The sequence below is a fragment of the Pauljensenia sp. 20925_1_34 genome, assembly GCF_041432775.1.
Classification (GTDB): domain Bacteria; phylum Actinomycetota; class Actinomycetes; order Actinomycetales; family Actinomycetaceae; genus Pauljensenia.
This window is the reverse complement of the sequence record NZ_JAPWAG010000019.1, coordinates 19,415-42,276: the sequence shown is the minus strand read 5'-3', so window position 1 is coordinate 42,276 and position 22,862 is coordinate 19,415. Positions and strand designations below refer to the sequence as shown.

12 protein-coding genes are annotated in these 22,862 nt (G+C 68.4%); 6 read left to right on the top strand and 6 right to left on the bottom strand.

The genetic code is table 11. From position 1 onward, the window contains the following. Window positions 1–35: 35 nt before the first annotated feature. The 3 genes from malQ to ettA all read right to left on the bottom strand — a co-directional run bounded on the left by malQ (window position 36) and on the right by ettA (window position 4,496). Window positions 36–2,186 (bottom strand): 4-alpha-glucanotransferase, encoded by a 2,151-nt coding sequence (gene malQ / locus O3669_RS07935; protein ID WP_371524291.1) that lies wholly within the window; start codon window positions 2,184–2,186, stop codon window positions 36–38. A 41-nt stretch (window positions 2,187–2,227) separates the two neighbouring features. Then, a complete protein-coding gene (locus O3669_RS07930) occupies window positions 2,228–2,512 on the bottom strand; it encodes a PTS transporter subunit EIIB (protein ID WP_295969011.1) in 285 nt (94 codons plus the stop codon). A 301-nt stretch (window positions 2,513–2,813) separates the two neighbouring features. Next, window positions 2,814–4,496, bottom strand: a complete 1,683-nt coding sequence (ettA, locus tag O3669_RS07925; RefSeq protein WP_371524290.1) for an energy-dependent translational throttle protein EttA — start codon at window positions 4,494–4,496, stop codon at window positions 2,814–2,816. 318 nt (window positions 4,497–4,814) lie between these two features. Between ettA and O3669_RS07920 the strand changes: the two genes are divergently transcribed. The 5 genes from O3669_RS07920 to O3669_RS07900 are packed head-to-tail and all read left to right on the top strand — an operon-like array spanning window position 4,815 to window position 18,772. Continuing rightward, complete coding sequence (locus O3669_RS07920; RefSeq protein WP_371524289.1) at window positions 4,815–5,699, top strand: biotin--[acetyl-CoA-carboxylase] ligase; 885 nt, start codon at window positions 4,815–4,817, stop codon at window positions 5,697–5,699. After that, complete coding sequence (locus tag O3669_RS07915; RefSeq protein ID WP_314768197.1) at window positions 5,686–7,479, top strand: biotin carboxylase N-terminal domain-containing protein; 1,794 nt, start codon at window positions 5,686–5,688, stop codon at window positions 7,477–7,479. Before O3669_RS07920 ends, O3669_RS07915 begins: the two co-directional genes overlap by 14 nt. Continuing rightward, on the top strand, window positions 7,476–9,032 hold the full coding sequence (locus O3669_RS07910) for an acyl-CoA carboxylase subunit beta (protein ID WP_314768198.1): 1,557 nt from the start codon (window positions 7,476–7,478) through the stop codon (window positions 9,030–9,032). The genes O3669_RS07915 and O3669_RS07910 overlap by 4 nt, the downstream gene beginning before the upstream one ends. Before the next feature lie 44 nt (window positions 9,033–9,076). Next, window positions 9,077–18,304 carry a fatty acid synthase subunit beta domain-containing protein gene (locus O3669_RS07905; protein ID WP_371524292.1) on the top strand — a complete coding sequence of 3,076 codons (9,228 nt, stop codon included), beginning with the start codon at window positions 9,077–9,079 and terminating at the stop codon, window positions 18,302–18,304. Between the two features lie 3 nt (window positions 18,305–18,307). Beyond that, window positions 18,308–18,772 carry a holo-ACP synthase gene (locus tag O3669_RS07900; RefSeq protein WP_371524288.1) on the top strand — a complete coding sequence of 155 codons (465 nt, stop codon included), beginning with the start codon at window positions 18,308–18,310 and terminating at the stop codon, window positions 18,770–18,772. Here the strand turns inward: O3669_RS07900 and O3669_RS07895 are convergent. Both O3669_RS07895 and orn read right to left on the bottom strand, forming a co-directional pair. After that, a complete protein-coding gene (locus tag O3669_RS07895) occupies window positions 18,769–19,599 on the bottom strand; it encodes a single-stranded DNA-binding protein (RefSeq protein ID WP_371524287.1) in 831 nt (276 codons plus the stop codon). The two genes, O3669_RS07900 and O3669_RS07895, sit on opposite strands and share 4 nt — an antisense overlap. Window positions 19,600–19,821: 222 nt before the next feature. Then, window positions 19,822–20,469, bottom strand: coding sequence for an oligoribonuclease (orn, locus tag O3669_RS07890; RefSeq protein ID WP_295969099.1), 648 nt, complete (start codon window positions 20,467–20,469; stop codon window positions 19,822–19,824). An 85-nt stretch (window positions 20,470–20,554) separates the two neighbouring features. Here orn and ilvA point away from each other — a divergent pair, with 85 nt between their 5' ends. Continuing rightward, entirely contained in the window at window positions 20,555–21,841 is a 1,287-nt protein-coding gene (gene ilvA / locus O3669_RS07885; protein ID WP_295921682.1) for a threonine ammonia-lyase IlvA, read from the top strand. Between the two features lie 170 nt (window positions 21,842–22,011). Here the strand turns inward: ilvA and O3669_RS07880 are convergent, their stop codons facing one another. Beyond that, window positions 22,012–22,443 carry a winged helix-turn-helix domain-containing protein gene (locus tag O3669_RS07880; protein WP_295921680.1) on the bottom strand — a complete coding sequence of 144 codons (432 nt, stop codon included), beginning with the start codon at window positions 22,441–22,443 and terminating at the stop codon, window positions 22,012–22,014. Window positions 22,444–22,862: the final 419 nt, after the last annotated feature.

Here is a 22,862-nt window from a genome sequence, read left to right as displayed (position 1 = left end):
ATCGGCCGCGGGGTTTCACCGTCTCTTGTGAGCTCTCAGCGCACCGCCGCCGTCAGCAGGCCGAACAGCGACGTCAGGCGCTCGTTGCTGGGCAGATCCTCGATGAAGACCTCCTCGCCGTCAGAGTCGCACAGGGGCACGCACCAGTTGGGGTACTGGTCCGCTCCGGTACCGGGCATGTTCTGCGGGCGCACGTCACCCACCGCGTCGACCAGCGAGGCGACAATGAGCTTGGAAGGAACCTTGCCGACGTAGCGGTACAGGCCCTCAACCATCTCACGTTCGGACGGCTCCGCGCCGTCGAGGCAGCCGTACTCGTGCAGGCGCGCCGCAACCCTCTCCAACTCCTGGCGGTCGCCCGCGCGCACGGTCTCGATATCGTCGGTCAGCAGGCCGAGCTCGTTGCGCAGCGTCGTCTGTATGCCACGGATGTAACCCAGCGTGGGCGGCAGGTCGTGGATATTGACCGCAGCCAGCGCACGGTCACGGTAGTGCTCGGGACGCAGCGGCCAGCCGCCGCCCTCCTTCTCGAACCACACGACCGAGGTGCCCAGAACGCCGCGATCACGCAGGTAGTCGCGCACCCAGGGCTCCACGACGCCCAGGTCCTCACCGATGACGACCGCACCGGCGCGCTGGGCCTCCAGCAGGATGACGCCCATCATGGCCTCGTGGTCGTAGTACACGTAGGTACCCTCGGTGGCCGCACGGCCCTCCGGGATCCACCACAGGCGGAACATGCCCAGGATGTGGTCAATGCGCACGGCACCCGCGTTGGCCAGGGCGGCACGAACCATGTCGCGCAGCGGTGTGTAGCCACTCTCCGCGAGGGAACGCGGCGACCACGGCGGCTGGGACCAGTTCTGGCCCTGCTGGGAGTAGACGTCCGGCGGGGCGCCCACGGTCATGCCCGTGGCGAAGAGCTCGGGACGGCTCCACTTCTCGGAGCCATGACCGTGCACGCCAACGGCCAGGTCGGCCATGATGCCGATCTCCATGCCGACCTCACGCGCCACCTGCTGGGCGTGAGCGAGCTGCTCAGAGGCGATCCACTGGCACCACTCGTAGAAGTTCACGCGGTCAGCTAATTCGAGGCGCTCAAGCTCGACGCGCGGAGACGTCGAGCGCTCCAGGTCCTCGGGCAGCTCGATCGTCCCCTCGCGCTCAACGAGCGCGCACCACAGCGCGTAGTTGGATAGCTCGGAGCCGCCTTCTTCGACGAAGTGATCGAACTGGGACTGGCGGTGGTAAGAGCGCGGCACGGCGAAGATGATCTCAAGCGCCTTGCGCTTGGCCTCCCACGCACGATCACGGTCGATGAGATCCTCGCGGCTTGCGAACTGGCGCGTCTCCTCACTCAGCTGCTCGATAGCCTCGCGCGCGGACTGCGGCAGCGCCGCGTATTCCTCGATGGACTCGGGGCGAATGTAGATCTGGTTGAGCCACCGCCGCGACACCGGCAGGTACGGGGACGTCTCCAGCGGAGAAACGGGCTGCGAGGCGTGCACCGGATTGATGAGCAGGAAGTCCGCGCCCTTGTCCGCGCAGACGGCGGCCAGATCGGCAAGGTCTGTAGCATCGCCGATGCCCCAGGAGGATGCCGAGCGCGTCGAGTAAAGCTGGGCATTGACGCCCCACGCGCGGCGCGACGACTCCAGGATCGGCAACGACAGCGTGTTCGGGACGACGATGAGGGTCGCCGACTCCACGCGCCCACCTTCGACGGTGGCGACGAGGCGATGCCAACCAAGCGGAACCCAGTGCGGAACGTCGAAAGTCGCGCGCCCCACGAGCTGGCCGTCGATCATGCGCGGGGGCACGTAGCGATCAATCTGCTCGCACTGCCCCTTGCGCCCGTCTTCGAGAACCCACTGGACGTTGACCCACGAGCCGTCGGGCACGTGCACGGGGAAGAGGTAGCCGCCGCCCTCGCGGGCAACAATCGTCGGAGGCAGGGTCCGACGCCACTCGCGCTCCTCGGTCAGTTGCATCGCATGGTCGACGTCTCCCACCGTGGACGATTCGTTGAGGGGAAGGCCGAGGGCGCCGAGAACCTTGAGAAGGGTTGGGGCGCCGACACCCACCCAGTTCCCGTACCAGTCCCAAAAGCCGGTTGCGACGCCGTTAGCATCGGCGATACGGCGCAGCTGGTCGATATTGTCGGATGCGGGGGAATGAATATCCACGGATCAAGCTCTCTACGTTGTGGGCTGGAGATGTTTAAATTCTAGGCGTGAGCCCGCTGTGACAGAGCCTCCACAGGCGTGTCATGGGCCACGGATTCGAGGGAGGCAATCATTGCCTGGGCAATATCGTCGGACGTTGCCCCACACACAATCTGCACGACGTCGCCGGAACGGACGACCGCCAAGACACCATCGACGCGCAGTGCAGCTTCGTCGACCGCCCGCTGAGTCTTTACCTGAACACGGATACGCATTGTGCAGGGTTCGATCTCAACAATATTGAGGTGTCCACCCAGCGCGTCGATGAGCGCTTTCGCAATCGTCATCGGAGCCCCTTTCACGCCGCTACTATTATGCGATTCGAGTCACATACTAAATGTGACCTGCGCAAAAGGCAAGTGGTGTCCACTACACGGCCACGACGCCTCTGAAGCCGTCAGCGCTCCACAATTCCAACGAACACTCATTATTCATGGGCAGTTGGATTGTCGGCGCACAGTTAACACCTAAAACCAGCGGAACTTCCGACCCGTGACGAAGGCGCAGGAGCAAGTACGCCACGGCCTCGTCACAATACGACGTGAGGGGGAGGACCCCACGGCCCTCCCCCTCACCTCGCTTGCAGCATCAGTCGCGCGTCAGCTTGCGATGAGTGACGCGATGCGGATTCGCGGCGGCCTCGCCCAGGCGCTCGACCTTGTTCTTCTCGTAGGCCTCAAAGTTGCCCTCGAACCAGTACCACTTGTCGGGATGCTCCTCGGTCCCCTCCCACGCGAGGATGTGGGTGGCGACGCGATCCAGGAACCAACGGTCGTGCGTGACGACGACGGCGCAGCCGGGGAAAGCCAGGAGGGCATTCTCCAGGGAGCTCAGCGTCTCGACGTCCAGGTCGTTGGTCGGCTCGTCCAGCAGGAGCAGGTTGCCGCCCTGCTTGAGGGTCAGGGCCAGGTTCAGGCGGTTACGCTCACCACCGGAGAGGACGCCCGCTGGCTTTTGCTGATCCGGCCCCTTGAAGCCGAAGGCCGACACGTAGGCGCGCGAGGGCATCTCGACATTGCCGACCTGGATAAAGTCCAGACCGTCGGACACAACCTGCCACAGCGTCTTGTCAGGATCGATGCCGGCGCGAGACTGGTCGACGTAGCTGATCTTGACGGTCTCGCCGATCGTCAGGTCGCCGCCGTCGAGGGGCTCCAGGCCCACGATCGTCTTGAAGAGCGTGGTCTTACCGACGCCGTTGGGGCCGATGACGCCGACGATGCCGTTACGCGGCAGCGAGAACGACAGGCCGTTAATAAGGGAACGATCCCCAAAGCCCTTCTGCAGGTTCTTCGCCTCGATGACGACGCTGCCCAGACGGGGGCCCGGCGGAATCTGGATCTCCTCGAAATCGAGCTTGCGAGTGCGCTCAGCCTCGGCGGCCATCTCCTCGTAGCGAGCCAGACGGGCCTTCGACTTGGCCTGGCGGCCCTTGGCGTTGGAGCGAACCCACTCAAGTTCTTCCTTCAGGCGCTTGGCCAGCTTGGCATCCTTCTGGCCCTGGACCTGAAGACGCTTCTCCTTGGTCTCCAAGTAGGTCGAGTAGTTACCCTCGTAGGGGTAGAGGTGACCGCGGTCAACCTCGGCGATCCAGCCGGCGACGTGATCAAGGAAGTAGCGGTCGTGAGTGACGGCGATGACGGCGCCCGGGTAGGAGGCCAGGTGCTTCTCGAGCCACAGGACGGATTCGGCGTCCAGGTGGTTCGTGGGCTCATCGAGCAGGAGCAGATCAGGCGCCTCGATGAGGAGCTTGCACAGCGCGACGCGGCGACGCTCACCACCCGACAGGACGGAGACCGGCTGGTCCGGCGGGGGGCAGCGCAGGGCATCCATCGCCTGGTCGAGCTGGGAGTCGATATCCCAGGCATTGGCGGCATCGATTTCGGTCTGCAGCTTGCCCATTTCATCCATGAGGGCATCGAAGTCGGCGTCCGGGTTCGCCATCTCTTCGGAGATCTCGTTGAAGCGGGCGAGCTTGCCGAAAATGTCGGCGGCGCCCAGGCGCACGTTCTCGATGACGGTCTTCGTCTCATCGAGGACGGGCTCCTGCATAAGGATGCCGACCGAGTAGCCGGGGGTCAGACGAGCCTCGCCGTTGGAAGGCTCATCGAGTCCGGCCATGATCTTCAGGATCGAGGACTTACCGGCACCGTTGGGGCCGACCATGCCGATCTTGGCGCCCGGGAAGAACGCCATGGTGACATCGTCGAGGATGACCTTGTCACCGATGGCCTTGCGAGCCTTGATCATCTGATAAATAAACTCCGCCACGTTACTCCGTTCGGGTGGTTCGGGGCGCGCACGCGCGCGCGGGTTCCCCTCTATGGTAGCGACCCCGCAGCGCCCGGGCCGGCGCCCCGGGCACCGCAGGCATCGGTGATCCTCATCTCAGGGACAAAACGGGGGAATTTCGCGCCTTCCGCGCAGTCACGGGCATCGCGCTTGGTTACGCCTCCGTAGTGATTTGCCGAAAACTACTCCAATTTTTTAAAAACTACGTGCATCTCTACGACTTTTAAGACAAACTTTTAAGTACCGGGGCGCGTGATCGCCCCTGTCAAACATGGCCACCCACGGGAAGGAGCGCGTATGCAAGCCCCTACACGCATGTCGATCGACGCCGTGCGCGCCCCCGTCTACTACGTGGACAACACGCCCTCCACACTCGACGTCGCAGCCAGCCTCCTCGCCGACACCACCATCCCCACCCCACACCTCACGACGATCATCGCTGACCGTCAAAGTGCGGGGCGGGGGCGCCTGGGCCGCAGCTGGGTCACCCCGCCCGGACAGGCCCTCCTGGCCTCGACAATCGTCTCCCTGCCCGTCTCTCTGCCCGCCGACGCGCTGGGATGGATCGTCCACGCCTGTGCCCTGTCGGTTCGCGAGGCCCTGGCAACCCGCCTGGAACCCCTCGGCCACGCGGTGTCCCTCAAATGGCCCAACGACGTCCTCGTCGACGGGGCGCGCAAAATCTGCGGGATCCTCGCCCAGCTCGCCCCGGCCTCGTCCCCCTTCACGACCGCGGCGATCCTCGGCTACGGCGTCAACATCGGCCAGGAGCGCGCCATCCTGCCCACCGCGCAGGCCACCTCCCTAGCGGCGGAAGGCGACCAGCGCGCCGGAGAGGACCCCACGGGCGTCGCCCATGAGCTCCTCGGGCAGATCCTGGCCGGCCTGGACCAGCGCATCAGCTCCCTGGTGCGCCACGGAGACGCCATCAGCGCCGGCCTGCTCGCCGAGGCCGAGGCCGCCCTGCCGCTCATCGGCACGCGCATCGCGTTGGCCAGCCCCACAGACGCGTCCGGGACGCCCGCCCTCGAAGGGCTTGCGCTCGGACTGGCCCCCACGGGGGCGCTGCTGCTGCGCACCGACGATGGGCACAGCCACAGAATCGACGCCGGAGACGTCCTGACCACAGGTATTCCTCTGACACCCGTTCACGACACCAAGGAGAAGCGTGCGAACAATTAACCGAATCCTCGTCGCCAACCGTGGCGAAATCGCCCTACGCGTGTGCCGCACGGCCACCGACATGGGCATTTCCACGATCGCGGTCTACGCCGATCAGGATATGGCCGCGCCCCACACGCACGAGGCCGATGAGGCACTCTCCCTGGGCGGAGACGACGCCGCGTCGACCTACCTCAACGGCGACAAGATCCTGGCGATTGCTCTTGAGACCGGCGCCGACGCCATCCACCCCGGCTACGGCTTCCTGTCCGAGAACTCCGAGTTCGCGCGAGCCGTCGAGGATGCCGGCATCGCGTGGCTCGGTCCCGCCTCCTCCGTTATCGATGCGCTGGGCGACAAGATCAACGCGCGTCGCATTGCTGAGGCCTGTGGCGTCTCCCCAGTTCCCGGCGTCTCCGAGCCGGTGACCTCGCGCGCCGAGGTCGAGGACTTCATCGCGTCGGCTGGCTACCCCGTGGTGCTCAAGCGCGCCGACGGCGGCGGCGGACGCGGCATCAGCATCATCCGCTCGGCAGCCGACCTGGACCTGTTCTTCGCCCGCCACACCGACGCCGCCGACCTGGGCGCCCACTTCGTGGAGCGTTTCGTCGAGGTCGCACGCCACGTCGAAACCCAGTCCGCGCGCGACTCCCTGGGTAACTTCCACGTGATCTCCACGCGCGACTGCTCGGTGCAGCGCCGCAACCAGAAGCTGGTCGAGGAGGCCCCCGCTCCCTTCCTGCCCGAGGGCGCGCACGAGACGCTCGTGAATGCCTCCCGCGCGCTGTTCGAACACGTGGACTACGTCGGCGTGGGCACCGTCGAATTCCTCCTGGAGCCGGACGGCAACATCTGGTTCCTCGAGGTCAACCCGCGCCTCCAGGTCGAGCACCCCGTCTCCGAAGAGGTCACGGGCATTGACCTGGTGCGCGAGCAGATCCGCATCGCCCAGGGTCTGGCTCTGACCACCCCGCCCGAGCCTCGCGGCCACTCCTTCGAGTTCCGCGTGACCTCCGAGGACCCCTCCAAGGATCTGACCCCCACGGCAGGGCGCCTCGACGAGGTCCACTGGCCGCTCGGCCCGGGCATCCGCCTGGAGCTGGGCATCGACCAGGGCGACTCCGTGCAGACCGCCTTCGACTCCATGATCGCCAAGATCATCGTCACCGGTGCCGACCGCGAGCAGGCCCTGGCCCGCTCCCGCCGCGCGCTGGCCGAGTTCTCGGTCCAGGGCGTGGCCACGCCGGTGCCCGTCTACCAGGACATCATCAACGACCCGGACTTCTGCGGCGTGGGCGGCTTCAACGTCTCCACCCGCTGGTTCGAGACGACGTTCATGCCCCGCCACGACTACTCGGACCTGGCGGTTCCGGCCGAGGCTACCTCCACGGCCGACCTGCCGCGCCAGACCTACATCATCGAGCTGGACGGGCGCCGCGTCTCCCTGACCCTGCCCGCCGGCATGTTCAATGCCCCGGCTGCCGCCGCCCCGCGTCCGCCCCAGCCGCTGCGCTCCACGCCGCGCCGCGCGGGCGCCTCGACCTCCCAGGCCGGTCCCCACCAGGGCGCCCCCGGCGACATCGTCGCGCCCATGCAGGCCATCGTCGTCGCCCTGGCCGTGTCCGAGGGCGACCAGGTCGAGGAAGGCCAGCTCGTGGCCGTCCTCGAGGCCATGAAGATGGAAAAGCCGCTGCTCGCTCCCCGCGCGGGCACCGTCACCTCCCTGTCCATCAAGCAGGGTGACACCGTGACCGCCGGTACTCGCATCGCCCACATCGCCACTGACAAGGAGGCGCAATGACAACCCCCAACCGGTTCACGCGCGAAGGGTTCATTCAGGCCCAGGAAGCGATTGCCAAGGCCGCGGAGGAAAAGGCCGCCCAACGCCAACACGCCAAGCAGAAGCTGACGGCTCGCGAGCGGCTCGCTCTGTTCTTTGACGACGGCGTGTGGCACGAGGTCGGCCAGTTCATCGGCGGGTCGGTGCGCGCTGGTCGTGTCGGTTCGGCCGTGGCCGCCGGGTACGGCCGCGTTCAGGGCCGCATGGTCGCCGCGTACGCGCAGGATTTCTCGGTGCTGGGTGGGACCCTCGGCAAGGTCGAGGGCGACAAGATCGTCGACCTGATCGACCGGGGTATTCGGATGCGCATTCCGATTGTCGGCATTCAGGATTCGGGCGGTGCCCGCATCCAGGAGGGCGTCGTCGCGCTTGCTCAGTACGGCCGTATCTTCAAGAAGACGTGCGAGGCCTCGGGTCTGGTCCCCCAGATTTCGATCATCCTTGGCCCCTGCGCGGGCGGCGCCGTCTATCAGCCGGCTCTGACCGACTTCATCGTCATGACACGCGAGAACTCGCACATGTTCGTGACGGGCCCGGACGTCGTCGCGGCGACAACGGGCGAGAAGGTGACGCTCGATGAGCTCGGTGGCGCGGCGATCCACAACTTCCAGTCCGGCGTCGCCCACCACATGGCCGACACGGAGGAAGAGGCGATCGACTACGTGCGCTCGCTGCTGGACTACCTGCCCTCCTCGTGCGAGGTGGATCCCCCCAAGTACGACTACGTTCCCAATCCCGAGGACGAGGCCGCGGCTCGCGCGGTCGCGGACCTGGTGCCCACCTCGGTGCGCCAGCCCTACGACGTGCGCGACGTGGTGCGTTCGCTCGTGGACCACGGCGAATACGTGGAGATTCAGGACCTGTTTGCTCCCAACGTGACAATCGGTTTCGCGTGCGTCGACGGCCAGTCCGTGGGCATCGTGGCGAACCAGCCGATCAACGATGCGGGCACGCTGGACGTGGATGCCTCGGAGAAGGCGGCGCGTTTCGTGCGTTTCTGCGATGCGTTCGGCCTGCCGATCGTGACCTTCGTGGACGTTCCCGGTTACCGTCCGGGCACCGAACAGGAGCAGGCAGGCATTATCCGCCGCGGCGCGAAGGTGATTGTTGCCTACGCGAACGCGACCGTTCCGATGGTGACCGTCATTTTGCGTAAGGCCTACGGCGGCGCGTACATCGTCATGGGCTCGAAGTCGATTGGCGCGGACCTCGCGTTTGCCTGGCCGGACGCGCAGATCGCGGTCATGGGCGCCGAGGGCGCGGCCTCGATCATGTATCGACGTGAGCTGGCAGCCGCCCGCGAGGCCGGCACCTTCGATGAGACGAAGGCCGAGCTGGTTGCCCGCTACGAAGACGAGACCGTCAACCCGGAGGTCTCCGTGGCCTCGGGTCAGCTCGACGGCATCATCGCTCCCGCCGATACTCGCCAGACCATCATCGATTCCCTGCACCTGCTGGCCTCCAAGGACCAGCGTGCCCCCCATGTGAAGCGTCACGACAACGGTCCCCTGTGACCGGTGTCGTTTGAGAAGTATTGTCCCCGATCGAAAGTATGAACATGTCGTTTGTGTCCTCTCTCAATGAGACCCCCTACGCGCTGACCTTTGCCGGTCAGGCGACCCCGTGGCGCGCTGCGCTCGACGAGATTGCCCACGACCCGGAGATCGCGGCGATTGTCGCGGGCGTCATCGAGGCCTCGGACAAGGTGCTCTCCCCCGTGCGCCGTTCGCTGGCCACGCAGTCCGTGTCGGTTCTTCCCTTCACGCTGCCCGCTCCCGACGGTGAGGTGGCCGTGACCCGCGAGGTTGCCGGTCCCGACGAAGCCGCCCTGTCGGTTCCGGGTATCGTGGCCGCTCAGCTGGGCGCGCTCATCGACCTGACGCGCGCTGGCCTGAATATCGTGGCGAATCAGCCCACCGCGTTTGAGGGTCACTCGCAGGGCGTGCTCGGCGTGGAGATCGCCCGCGCGTGGATCGATGGGGACGAGGCCCGGGCCGCGTCCGTGTTCGCGCTCGCTCGTCTGATCGGCGCGGCCGCTGCCCGCGTGACGCGCCGTGCGCGCGCCCCGCACAGTGGGGACGCGACCTACATGGTCTCCGTGCGCGGCGTGTCCGACGCACTGCTGACCCGCATCGTGGACTCCCTGCCGTCGACCTCGCACCCGCTCTCGATTGCTCTGCGCAACGACACCGACACGCACGTCGTCTCGGGCGCGCCGAACGACCTGGCCTCCCTGGTCGCCGCCATTGAGCGCGCCGCCGCCCGGGACAAGGCCGCGCACGACGCCCACGAGCGCGGCGGTCGCCCGCTGTCCCCCGTGTGCGAGTACCTCCCGGTCTACGTGCCCTTCCACTCCCCTATGCTCGCCGACGCCCTCACCCTCGTGGACGAGTGGGCTGCCGAGTGTGGCATCGACGCCGAGCTGGCCCACTCGCTGGGCTCCGCCGTGCTGACCACCCCTGTTAACTGGCCCGATCAGATCGGTGCGGCCGCCGACTCCGGCGCCACCTGGATCGTCGACATGGGTCCGGGCGCGACCACCGTGCGCATGACCCGCGCCCTCGTCGAGGGCACCGGCGTCGGCGTCGTCGCCGCCGGCACCTCCGCTGACCGCGACAAGGCCGCGACCCCCGGCTGGGCCCCCGAGCCCGGCACCGACTGGTCCAACCTGCGCCCCGGCCTCGTGACCCTGCCCGGCGGCAAGACCGTCGTCGACACGGCCTTCTCGCGCCTGACCGGCCGCTCCCCCGTGCTGCTGGCCGGCATGACCCCCACGACCGTTGACCCCTCGATCGTCGCGGCCGCAGCCAACGCCGGCTTCTGGGCCGAGATGGCGGGCGGCGGTCAGGTCACCGAAGAGGTCTACACCGAGAACCTGGCGGGCCTGCGCGCCCAGCTGCGCCCCGGCCACACCGCCCAGTTCAACTCCATGTTCCTGGACCGCTACCTGTGGAACCTCCAGTTCGGCCAGGCCCGCATCGTGTCGCGCTCGCGCGCGTCCGGCGCCCCCATCGACGGCGTCGTCGTCTCCGCTGGCATCCCCGAGCAGGACGAGGCCCTCGCCCTCATCGAGCAGCTGCGCGCCGACGGCTTCCCCTACGTGGCCTTCAAGCCCGGCACGGTCGACCAGATCCGCAAGGTCATTGCCATCGCCCGCGAAGCCGACCCGGTTAAGGTCATCGTCCAGGTCGAGGACGGCCACTCCGGCGGCCACCACTCCTGGGAGAACCTCTCAGACCTGCTGCTGGCCACCTACGCCCAGCTGCGCGCCCAGTCCAACATCGTCCTGACCGTGGGCGGCGGCATCGGCACGCCCGAGCGCGCCGCCGACTTCCTGACCGGTGACTGGTCGGCCCGTTACGGCCGCCCGCCGATGCCCGTGGACGGCGTCCTCGTGGGCACCGCCGCGATGACGACGAAGGAAGCACACACCACCAAGGCCGTCAAGGAACTGCTCGTGGCCACCCCCGGCGTTCCCGACGACGACGAGCTCGGAGGTTGGGTCGGCGAGGGCGTGACCCGCGGCGGCATGACGTCGGGCCTGTCCCACCTGCGCGCCGACATGCACGAGGTCTCCAACGCGGCGGCCGCCGCCGCCCGCATCATCGCCGAGATCGGCTCGGACGGCGCCCAGGTGCGCGCCCGCAAGGACGAGATCGTCGAGATCCTCTCCCACACCGCCAAGCCCTACTTCGGCGACCTCGAAGAGATGACCTACGAGGCCTGGGTGCGTCGCTTCGCCGACCTGTCCTTCCCGTGGGTCGATCCCACGTGGCAGATCCGCTACCACGACCTGCTCCAGCGCGTCGAGGCGCGCCTGGCCCCCGTGGATCACGGCGAGGTCGAGACCCTCTTCCCGACCGTCGAGGACGTCGCTGACGCCCACGCCGCCGCCGACCGCCTCATGGCCGCCTACCCGAACGCCGCAACCACGCACGTCACCCCCATCGACGCCGCCTGGTTCCCTGCCCTGTGCCGCTCCTACCCCAAGCCGATGCCCTTCGTCCCGATCCTGGACGACGACCTCATCCGCTGGTGGGGCCAGGACTGCCTGTGGCAGGCCCAGGACGAGCGCTACACCGCCGACCAGGTGCGTATCATCCCCGGCCCCGTCTCCGTGGCCGGCATCGACCGCGTCGACGAGCCCGTCGCCTCCCTGCTGGGTCGATTCGAGGCCGCCGCAGCCGAGCGCCTCGCCGCCTCCGGCGCGGTGGCGACCCCCGTCGCCGCACGCCTGGGCAACGGCAGCGCCTCCGCCACCCGCGAGGAATGGCTGCGTAAGGTCCCCTTCATCTCGTGGACCGGTCACCTCATGACCAACCCGGCCGCGATCCTCGACACCGAGCGCGTGTCCCTGAACCCGACCGAGTCCGGCGTGGACATGGTCATCCACCTGGACACCGCCTGGGATGACGACCCGCGCGGCGCCGAGAAGCACGCGGTGCGCGAGCTGGTCTTCCCCCTCGTCCTGTCGGGCGAAGACGGCGCGGTGCCCGTCGTCGACGAGGCCAAGCTGCCCCAGCACATGTACGCGATGCTCGCGGCCACCGCCGGCGTGACCTCCGTGTCCGTCGCGGGCGACACCGTGGACGCGCTGCCCGTGATGGTTCCCTCCACCAAGTCCGTCTTCGGTGAGGCCCACTACTCCTTCACGCTGGCACCCACCCTGGGCTTCGACCACGCGGAGGCCACGGGCGCGGCCCTGCCCGCCTCCTACGAGCTGGCCGCCTGGGCGCCCGACGCCCTGCTCGGCCCCGCCTGGCCCGCAATCTACGCGGCCCTGGGGTCGGCCATCCACAACGACTACCCGGTCATTGAGGGCCTGCTCAACGCCGTCCACCTGGACCACTCGATCACGCTGGAGTACACGCCCGAGCAGATGCTCGAGCGCGGCATCACGACGATCGACGTGACCAGCCACGTGGCCGCCGTCGACGAGTCCTCCTCCGGCCGTATCGTCACGGTCGCCTTGGACCTGAAGGCCAACGGCGAGCACGTCGGCTCCACGCAGGAGCGCTTCGCGATCCGCGGCCGCGCCACCGGCAACCGCGCCCCCTCCGAGGCTGCGCCCTTCGGCGGTGCTTCGGTCGAGGTCGTGGACACTCCCCGCTCGGTGCTGCGCCGCGTGAGCGTCAAGGCCCCCGACGACATGACGCCGTTCGCGATCGTGTCGGGCGACTACAACCCGATCCACACCTCCTACGCGGCCGCCAAGGTCGCGGGCATGGACGCTCCCCTCGTGCACGGCATGTGGCTGTCGGCCACCGCTCAGCACGCGGCCGAGGCCGTCGTCGCCGGTCAGGGCGGTGCTCAGATCGCCGGCTGGACGTACTACATGTACGGCACCGTCGACCTGAACGACGAGGTTGAGATCACCGTCGAGCGCGTGGGTCGCGTCGTCGGTGGCGGCCTGTCCCTCGAGGTCACCTGCCGCATCAACAAGCAGGTCGTCTCTCGTGCATCGGCCTACACCTTCGCCCCGAAGGTCGCCTACGTCTACCCCGGCCAGGGCATCCAGAGCGCCGGCATGGGCCTGGACGAGCGCACCAAGTCCAAGGCCGTGGACGAGGTCTGGCGCCGCGCCGACGCGCACACCCGCTCCGCGATGGGCTTCTCCATCCTGGCGATCGTGCGCGACAACCCGACCGAGATCGTGGCGCGCGGTGTGACCTACCGTCACCCCGAGGGCGTCTTGAACCTCACGCAGTTCACGCAGGTCGCGCTCGCGACCCTGGCGATTGGCCAGACGGCCCGCATGCGCGAAGAGGGCGTCCTGGTTCCGGGTGCTGCCTTCGCCGGTCACTCGCTGGGCGAGTACGACGCTCTGGCGGCATACGCCGAGGTCTTCCCGCTCGAAATCGTCCTCGACCTGGTCTTCCAGCGCGGCTCCACGATGCACTCGCTCGTGCCCCGCGACGAGAAGGGCCGTTCGAACTACCGCATGGGTGCGCTGCGCCCGAACCAGTTCGGCGTCGACGATGCCCACGTCGTGGAGTACGTCGCCTCGATCGCTGAGGCGTCGGGTGAGTTCCTCCAGATCGTGAACTTCAACCTGGCGGGCCAGCAGTACGCGGTCGCCGGCACGGTCGCGGGCCTGAAGGCCCTCGAGGAGGACGCCACCAAGCGCGCCGCCGAGCGCGGCGGCAAGCGTCCCTTCATGTACGTTCCCGGCATCGACGTGCCCTTCCACTCCACCGTCCTGCGCGGCGGCGTGGCGGACTTCCGCACGAAGCTCGACGAGCGTATCCCCGCCGAGATCGACCCCGCCAAGCTCGTCGGCCGCTACATCCCCAACCTGGTGGCGCGTCCCTTCGAGCTGACCCGCGAGTTCGTCCAGTCCATCCTCGACGTGGTTCCCTCCGACACGGTGCGCGAGCTGCTCGAGGCAGAGGGTGCGTGGGACGCGGCGCTGGCCAACCCGGGCGTTCTCACCCGCACGCTGCTCATCGAGCTGCTGTGCTGGCAGTTCGCTTCCCCGGTGCGTTGGATCGAGACGCAGCGCGTGCTGCTCTCGACGCAAGAGGCTGCCCCCGGCGTTGCCGGCCTGGGCGTCGACCAGGTCATCGAGGTCGGCCTGGGTGCCGCCCCGACCCTGGCCAACCTGGCTTCCCGCACCCTGCTCGCCCCCGAGTTCGCACTCTCCCGCGTCGACGTGTTCAACGTCCAGCGCGACGAGCCCCGCGTCTACGCGACCGACGTCGCCGTGATCGAGGACGATGAGGACGAGGAGATCACCCCGGCAGCCCCCGCCGCCGAGGCTACTCCCGCCCCCGCCCCCGCGGCTCCTGCGGCCGAGACAGCTCCGGCTCCCGCCCCCGCAGCTCCGACCGGCGGTCCTTCGGGTGCCGACGTCGCGGACCTGCCCTTCACGGCGTCCTCCGCGATTGTGGCCCTGCTGGCCCTGTCCGCCAAGATCCGCATCGACGAGGTCGGCGCAACCGACACGACCGAATCGCTGACCAACGGCGTGTCCTCGCGTCGCAACCAGCTGCTCATGGACATGTCCTCCGAGCTGGGCCTGAACTCCATCGACGGCGCCGGCGAGGCCGACGTGGCCACGCTGTCCGCCACGGTTGACAAGGCCGCCAAGGGCTACAAGCCCTTCGGTCCGGTCCTGGCCGAGGCCGTCAAGGAGCGCACCCGCAAGCTGTTCGGCGCCGCTGGCGTCAAGGCGAATCGTATCTCCGAGCGCGTCACGGGCACGTGGCAGCTGGGCGCCGGTTGGGCCCAGCACGTCACCGCCGAGATCGTCCTGGGCACCCGCGAGGGCGCCTCGACCCGCGACGGTGACCTGGCGACCCTGCCCATGGACGCCCCGACGAACGCCGCAGGCGTCGATGCCCTCATCGACGCGGCCGTGGCCGCCGTCGCGGCCCGCGAAGGTATCGCCGTGTCCCTGCCCAGCGCCGGCGGTTCCGCTGGCGGCGGCGTGGTCGACTCGGCCGCTCTCGACGCTTACGCCTCCTCCGTAACGGGCGAGGACGGCGTCCTGGCCAAGATTGCTCGTACGATCCTGTCCGACCTGGGCCTGAACGCTCCTGCCTCCGAGGATGAAGAGAGCAACGACGACGCGCGCGTCATCGACGCCGTCGCCGCCGAGCTCGGTTCGGGCTGGGTTGACCTGGTCGAGCCTCGCTTCGACGCCGCCCGCGCGGTCCTCCTCGACGACCGCTGGGCCTCCGCCCGTGAGGACGTCGCCCGCTACGTCGCCGAAGGCACGCTCGCCGAGGGCGCGTCCTTCGTGGGCACCGGCCGCGCCGTGGCCGACCAGGCCTCGTACTGGGCGAACCGCCTGCGCACCGAGGGCGACGCGGATCGCGCCGCTCGCCTCGAGCAGATTGCTGCCGACGCCCTCTCCTCCTCCGAGGAGCTGCCCTACGCGAACGACGTCGCCGTGGTCACCGGCATGACCCCCGCCTCCATCGGTGGCGCGGTCGTGGGCGGCCTGCTCGCCGGTGGCGCGACCGTCATCGCGACCTCCTCGTCGATCTCGGCCTCCCGCCTGGCCTTCGCCAAGGAGCTGTACCGCACGCACGCCGCGGGCGGCGCGAAGCTGTGGCTGGTTCCCGCGAACCTGGCCTCCTACCGCGACGTGGACGCGCTCGTGGAGTGGATCGGTACCGAGCAGACCAAGTCCGTGGGCGCCGACGTCAAGGTGACCAAGGAAGCCCTGGTCCCCACGCTGTTCTACCCCTTCGCGGCTCCGCGCGTCTCCGGCACGATGGCTGACGCTGGCCCGGTCTCGGAGAACCAGATGCGCCTGCTGCTGTGGAGCGTCGAGCGTTCCATCGCCGGCCTGTGCGCGATCGGTTCCGACACGCACGCCGACCACCGCCTGCACGTCGTGCTGCCCGGCTCCCCCAACCGCGGCATCTTCGGTGGCGACGGCGCATACGCCGAGGCCAAGGCCTCCTTCGACGCCATCGCAACCCGCTGGGCGGCCGAGCCGATCTGGGGTTCGCGCGTGTCGATCGCTCACCCGCGTATCGGTTGGGTGCGCGGCACCGGCCTCATGGGCGGCAACGACCCGATGGTCGCCGCCGTCGAGGCCGCGGGCGTTCGTACCTGGTCGACCGAGGAGATGGCCGAGCAGCTGCTGAAGCTGTCGAGCGCCGGGGTTCGCGCTCAGGCTGCCACCGCTCCTGTGGACGCCGACCTGACCGGTGGCCTGGACTCCTCCATCGACCTGCGCGCGCTGCGCGCCCAGGTGGAGATTAACGCCCCCGAGGCCGAATCCACCGAGCCGGTCGCGACCGTCTCCGCGCTGCCCTCGCCCTCGCAGGTTGCCGTCCCCCACGTCGAGCCCTCGCAGTGGGGCAACACCACCGCGTCGCTGGCCGACACGGTCGTCATCGTCGGTCACGGCGAGGTCGGCCCGTGGGGCAGCGCTCGTACCCGCGTCCAGGCCGAGCTCGGTATCCACACCGACGGAAGCGTCGAGCTCACCCCCGCGGGCGTGCTCGAGCTGGCGTGGATGACCGGCCTGCTCACCTGGTCGGACACCCCGGTGGGCGGCTGGTACGACAAGGACGACCAGCTGGTTCCCGAGTCGGAGATCTTCGATCGCTACCGCGACGAGGTCGTGGCCCGCTCCGGCGTGCGCTTCTTCCACGACGACGGCCCGCTGCACGACGGCTACACGCCCGAGTCCGCGATGGTCTTCCTGGACCGCGACATCACGTTCACGGTCGAGGACGAGGCCGAGGCCCGCTCCTACGCCGAGGCCGACCCGCAGTTCACCGTGGTCGAGCAGACCGCGTTCGGTGAGTGGCAGGTGACCCGCAAGTCCGGCGCCCAGGTGCGCGTGCCGCGTCGCGCGACCCTCAACCGCCGCATCGGCGGCCTGTTCCCGACGGACTTCGACCCGGCGCGCTGGGGTATCCCGGCCTCCATGCTGGACTCGATCGACCCGATCGCCGCGTGGAACCTGGTCTCCGCTGTCGATGCCTTTGTCTCCGCCGGCTTTAGCCCGGCCGAGCTGCTGCGCGTCGTCCACCCGGCGACCGTCGCCTCCACGCAGGGCACCGGCTTCGGCGGCATGCGCTCGATGCACAAGCTGTTCGTCGACCGCTTCCTGGGCGAGGAATACCCGCAGGACATCCTGCAGGAGACCCTGCCCAACGTGGTCGCGGCCCACACCATGCAGTCCTACGTGGGCGGCTACGGCTCGATGATCAACCCGGTCGGCGCCTGCGCGACCGCGGCTGTGTCCATCGAGGAGGGCCTGGACAAGATCAAGGCCGGAAAGGCCGACTTCGTCGTGGCCGGCGCCATCGACGACATCCAGGTCGAGTCCATCGTGGGCTTCGGCGCGATGAACGCGACGGCGAACTCGAACGAGCTGCTCGCTCGCGGCATCTCCTCGCGCTTCGTCTCGCGCGCCAACGACCGTCGCCGCGGCGGCTTCGTCGAGGCGCAGGGTGGCGGCACCGTGCTGCTGACCCGCGGCTCGATCGCCCTGGAGATGGGTCTGCCGGTCCTGGCTGTCGTGGCACACGCGCAGACCTTCAGCGACGGCGCGCACACCTCGATCCCGGCCCCCGGCCTGGGTGCCCTCGCGGTGGCGCGCGGCGGAGCCGACTCGGTCATCGCCCGCAACCTCGCCGAGCTCGGCGTGGGCATCGACGACGTGGCCTTCGTGTCCAAGCACGACACGTCCACAAACGCCAACGACCCCAACGAGTCCGACCTGCACACGCGCGTCGGCATGGCGCTGGGCCGCACGCCCGGTAACCCGCTGCTCGTCATCTCGCAGAAGACCCTCACGGGTCACGCGAAGGGCGGTGCCTGCGTGTTCCAGGTCGGTGGCATCATCGACGTGTTCCGCACGGGCCTCATCCCTGCCAACGTGGCGCTGGACTGCGTCGACGACGCGATGGGGAAGTACGCCCCGCTCGTGTGGCTGCGCTCCCCGCTCAACCTGTCCTCTCGCGGACCGGTGCGCGCGGCCTTCGCGACGTCGCTTGGCTTCGGCCACGTCTCCGGCTTCCTGGCCCTGGTCAACCCGGCCGCCTTCGAGGCGATCGTGGAGCGCGAGGTCGGCCGCGAGGCGCTGGACGCATGGCGCGCCGCCTCTGACCGTCGCCTGCGCAGCGGCCAGCGTCACATCGAGATGGGCATGCTGGGCCACGCCCCGCTGTTCACCTCGGTGGAGGGCCGCCGCCTGCCCGACGACCCGGCTGCCGGCGTCGCAGGTGACGCACACGAGGTCGAGGCCGCGATCCTGCTGGATCCGAACGCTCGCCTGGGCGAGGACGGCTTCTACCACCTGCCGGAAGGCAAGTGAGCGATGCGCGGGCTCGGCGTTGACCTGGTGTCCCTCCCTGAGTTTGCCGCTCAGGTGAGGGAGCCGGGGTCGGCCTTCCTGACAGGCGTGCTCACGCCCAGGGAGGCCCGCCGGGTCCGCGCCCGCGCCGCCGCCACGAGTGGCGCGCAGCCGGGTTCCGCCCGCTATGACGAGGCCGTGGCCCGTCACGCGGGCGGGTCGTGGGCCGCGAAGGAGGCCTTCATTAAGGCCTGGTCGTGCGCCCTCTTCGGACACCCTCCCTTCATCGGCGGCGACGAGGTCGACTGGCGCGAGATCGAGGTGATCCACGACGAGTGGAACCGCCCCGCGATCGCGCTGCACGGCCGCGTGGCCGCCGCCTGCGAGGAATCGCTCGGCCCTTCCTCATCGTGGAAGGTCCTCGTGTCGATCAGCCACGACGGGGCATGCGCCATCGCGCAGGTCGCGATCGTGGACGTGACGGCCTAACAGTCGTTCGATTCGTCGAGCTCCGGCGCGTCAGTCTCCGGGGACGGAGCCTGCCCATCGGGCACGATCGGTTGCGCGGTCTCGTCCGGTGAGCGCCGGGAGAGACCAACAGCCGAATAATCAAAGCGCGACGGCGCCTGGACTCGCGGGTCCGAGGAATGTTCCTCGGCCCCGTCGTGTATCTGCGGGCACTGCCGATCCGACGGCTCGGCGGCGACCGCGGGCTCAACCTGGCGAGCCACATCCCCACAGCCGTCGTGCGTCGCATCCCCGTCGGGGCACCGCAGCTGCGAGCCCGCACCCTGCGCACCCTGCGCGCCAGCTTCGGCCAGGGCAGAGGGGGCGTCGAACCCCGCCACCCCCACCGGGTGTGAATCGCACGCGGGCTGGGCCGGCCTCGTCGAGAAAGGATCATCCGGGTGCCCGCCGGGAGGCTCCTCACTCGACTGCGCGCCGTTCTTCGTGAACTCGGAGCGTCCCCGAGCGATGTCGTGGCCGACCGCGCTGGCCCGAAACACAATCGAGGAGCGGATCTGCCCATTGCCATCCACCCACGCGTTGGGCACCGGCCGGGCGACCACGATGACCGGTTCGCCCTTGTGGCAGCACTCAAAGACATTTTTGGCCAGCGTCTCCCACGTCTCAATCGTGTACCAGTAGGCCCCGTCCTCGACGTAGGAGGCGTTACCCGTGCGCGCATCGGTCGCGAAACGCCAGCGGGGAATCGCGAGGCGGAAGGTTGTCACGCACGTGTCGCCCCTGACTTTCTTCATCGACGGATCAGAGCCGATGCGTCCTTTGAGGGTCGTCGAGATGTCCTGCATCATTGCATTCCTTTCCGATAGTGCCCGGCACGTGCCGGATGCACCCAGGAAACGCCCTCACTCCCCCGACCTTCAAGCGCGAGAAGCACTCCTGTGGACAGCGGAGGACACGAACACTGCCCTGTGGATAGGCCCCGACGCGAACGCCCCCCTGTGGACGGCGACTCCCCCGCTGGGCACGCCAAAGGCGGCACCCCACCGGGGATGCCGCCTTTCGCGAAGGGGTCAGGCCTCGGGCTCGGCGCCGATGGCCGGGATGCCCAGGGCAACGACCTCGCGAGCCACCTCGCGTGCGCGCTCCGTCGTGACCGGCTCAGCCGGGAACAGCACGCGGCGATAGTACTCCAGCTCCTGAATGGACTCCAGGATGTCGGCCAGCGCGCGGTGCCCACCGTGCTTGTCGGGGGACTCGGTGAAGGCCGCACGATACCAGCGCTTGGCCAGCTCCTTGATGGAGGACACGTCCACGAGGCGGTAGTGCAGATGCTCGACGACGGAGGGCATGTTGGCTTCCAGGAACATCTTGTCGGTTCCCACCGAGTTGCCGGCGAGCAGTGCCTTGCCCTCCTGGGGCACGAAGCGCTTGATGTAGGACAGGACCTGCTCGGTGGCTTCCTCCATCGAGACGGCGGATGTCTCCAGGTCCTCCAGCAGCCCGGAAGAGGTGTGCATGTTGCGCACAAAGTCGTTCATGTTCTCTAGTGCACCCGCAGGTGGGGTAATGAGAACATCCATGCCGGGATCGACGATTCGCAGGTCGCCGTCGGTGACGACGACCGCAACTTCGATGAGGGCGTCACGCTCGACGTCCAGGCCGGTCATTTCGCAGTCGATCCAGACCAGGGGATCTTTCAGAGTTTTCACGCACTCTATGTTAGTGCGCGATGCGTCATACGGTTGGGTGGGTCGCGCGGGCGGTGGCCACTACTACACTAGAAGGGTATTGGAAGGAGTTTTCATGCCCGCTAGTTCTCACGTGACCACGCCACAGGACATCCGTCAAGCGGCGACCGCCCTGGAGGGGGTGGCCGTTCGCACGAACCTGGAGCGCTCCGAGCGCCTGTCCGCCGAGGCCGGCGTCAATATTTTACTCAAGCGTGAGGACCAGCAAAAATGCCGCTCCTTCAAGGTGCGCGGCGCGTATGCGCGCATGTCGCTCCTGTCCCCCGCCGAGCGCGAGCGCGGCGTCGTGTGCGCGTCGGCCGGTAATCACGCCCAGGGCCTGGCCTACGCCTGCGCCCACCTGGGCGTGCGTGGCACGATTTACCTGCCCTCGAACACGCCGCGCCAGAAGCGTCGCCGCATCGCGACGATCGGCGGCAAGTGGGTCGAGCAGGTCATCGTCGATGGCACGTTCGACCGGGCGAACGCGCTGGCTCAGGAGGCGGCGCGCGCGACGGGCCGCACGTACGTGCACCCCTACGACGATCCGTTCACGATCGCCGGCCAAGGAACGATCGGCGTGGAACTCGAGGAGCAGATGCCCGAGGATACGGCGGCCGTGCTGATTCCCGTGGGCGGCGGCGGCCTCGTGGCCGGCATCGCGACGTGGCTGCGCGCCAATCGCCCCGAGGTAAAGATCATCGGCGTGGAACCCGCGGGTGCCGCGTCCATGCACGCGGCCCTGGAGGCGGGGCAGCCGATGTCGCTGGCCAAGGTCGATCCCTTCGTGGACGGTACCGCCGTGGGCCGCGCGGGCTCGCTGCCCTTCCATATCGCTTCGCAGTTCGTCGACTGCGTGTTGGTCGTGCCCGAGGGCGCGGTGTGCACAGAGATGCTGGAGCTGTATCAGTCCGACGGCGTGATCGCGGAGCCTGCGGGCGCGCTCGCTTCGACGGCCGCGCACGTGTACCTGACGGATCCGGCGGATCGTAAGGCGCTGCTGGGTCGCAGCGGCGGCGCGATCGTGTGCGTCGTGTCGGGTGGCAACAACGACCTGACGCGCTACGCGGAGGTCATGGAGCGCTCGCTGCGCCACGAGGGCCTGCGCCACTACTTCCTCGTGACCTTCCCGCAGCAGCCGGGCATGCTGCGCATGTTCCTGGAGGACGTGCTGGGCGATGCGGACGATATCGTGCACTTCGAGTACACGAAGAAGAACAACCGCGAGCTGGGCCCGGCCCTGGTGGGCATTGATCTGTCGAACCCGGATGATATCGACGGGCTGCGTCGTCGGATGGATTCCTCCCCGCTGCACGTGGAGGAGCTGCCGCTGGATTCGGAGCTGACGCGTCTCGTGATCTGATCGCGCCACACTCGTCGCTGGCTGAGGGGCTCGGTGTCGTCCACTGGACGAGGCCGTGGCCCCTCTCCCCTTGCGGCTGCGGGAAGGTGCTGGGCGAGCATGGGCACCGCCGCACCTGGGAGCGCCGACGGTGCGCGGTGGCGGGGCTCGGTGGGGCCGCCGCTGGGTGATCAGGCGGCCAGCGCGACGGGGCGGGTGAGGCGCACGCGAACGGCGGGCGTGGAGTTGAAGCGGTAGCCCTCGCCGCGAACCGTCGAGATCAGATCGGGCAAGATTTCAAGCTTCTTGCGCAGGCGGCGAATGTGGGCGTCCACGGTGCGCGATTCGGAGCCCAGCTCGGCGTCGGCCCACACCGAGGCGAAGAGTTCTTCGCGGGTGACGGCGCGGTCGGCGTTGGCGGCCAGGTGGGCCAGGAGGTCGTGTTCTTTAGCGGACAGACCAGCGTCGCGGCCATCCAGGGTGACGAGCCCGCGGTCGATGTCAATGTCGATGCGCGAGGAGCTCAGGCGCAGGCCGGCCAGGACGTCAAGGAATTCCTCGTAGGAGGTGGGACGGTCGTCGGCGGCGCGCAGGTGACGGGAGGGGGTGTTGACGAGAGCCATGGGTGTATCCGATTCTTCGGGGCCGCACTCCCACTATCGGCGTGGGTATATCACTGCGGCGATGATTGACAGGGGTATCTGGGGCGTCAATCACATACACATTCGCGACATCATGCCGCCGGAGGGGCAGCACATGGGGTTCGCGAAGGTCGTCATGCCTTAAGTCTGTCGGAGGCCGCCTGAGACGGCAACAGGACGTTCACTAGGTGAGATTGTGTAACAGCAGTGTCCGCGCGCCGGACACTGACCGCCTTCTCGCGTGCGGGTGAGAGTGCTCGTCGCGTTGCAGGGGTTCATTCGGACCCGACGGGTGGGTACCTGGGCCCTTCGATGCGCACGTTAACCCGACAGGTGGAGCATGGGCAACCACGCCCACACTGCCACCCATGGGGTCCAGCTGCGCATGAAGGGGTTAATGC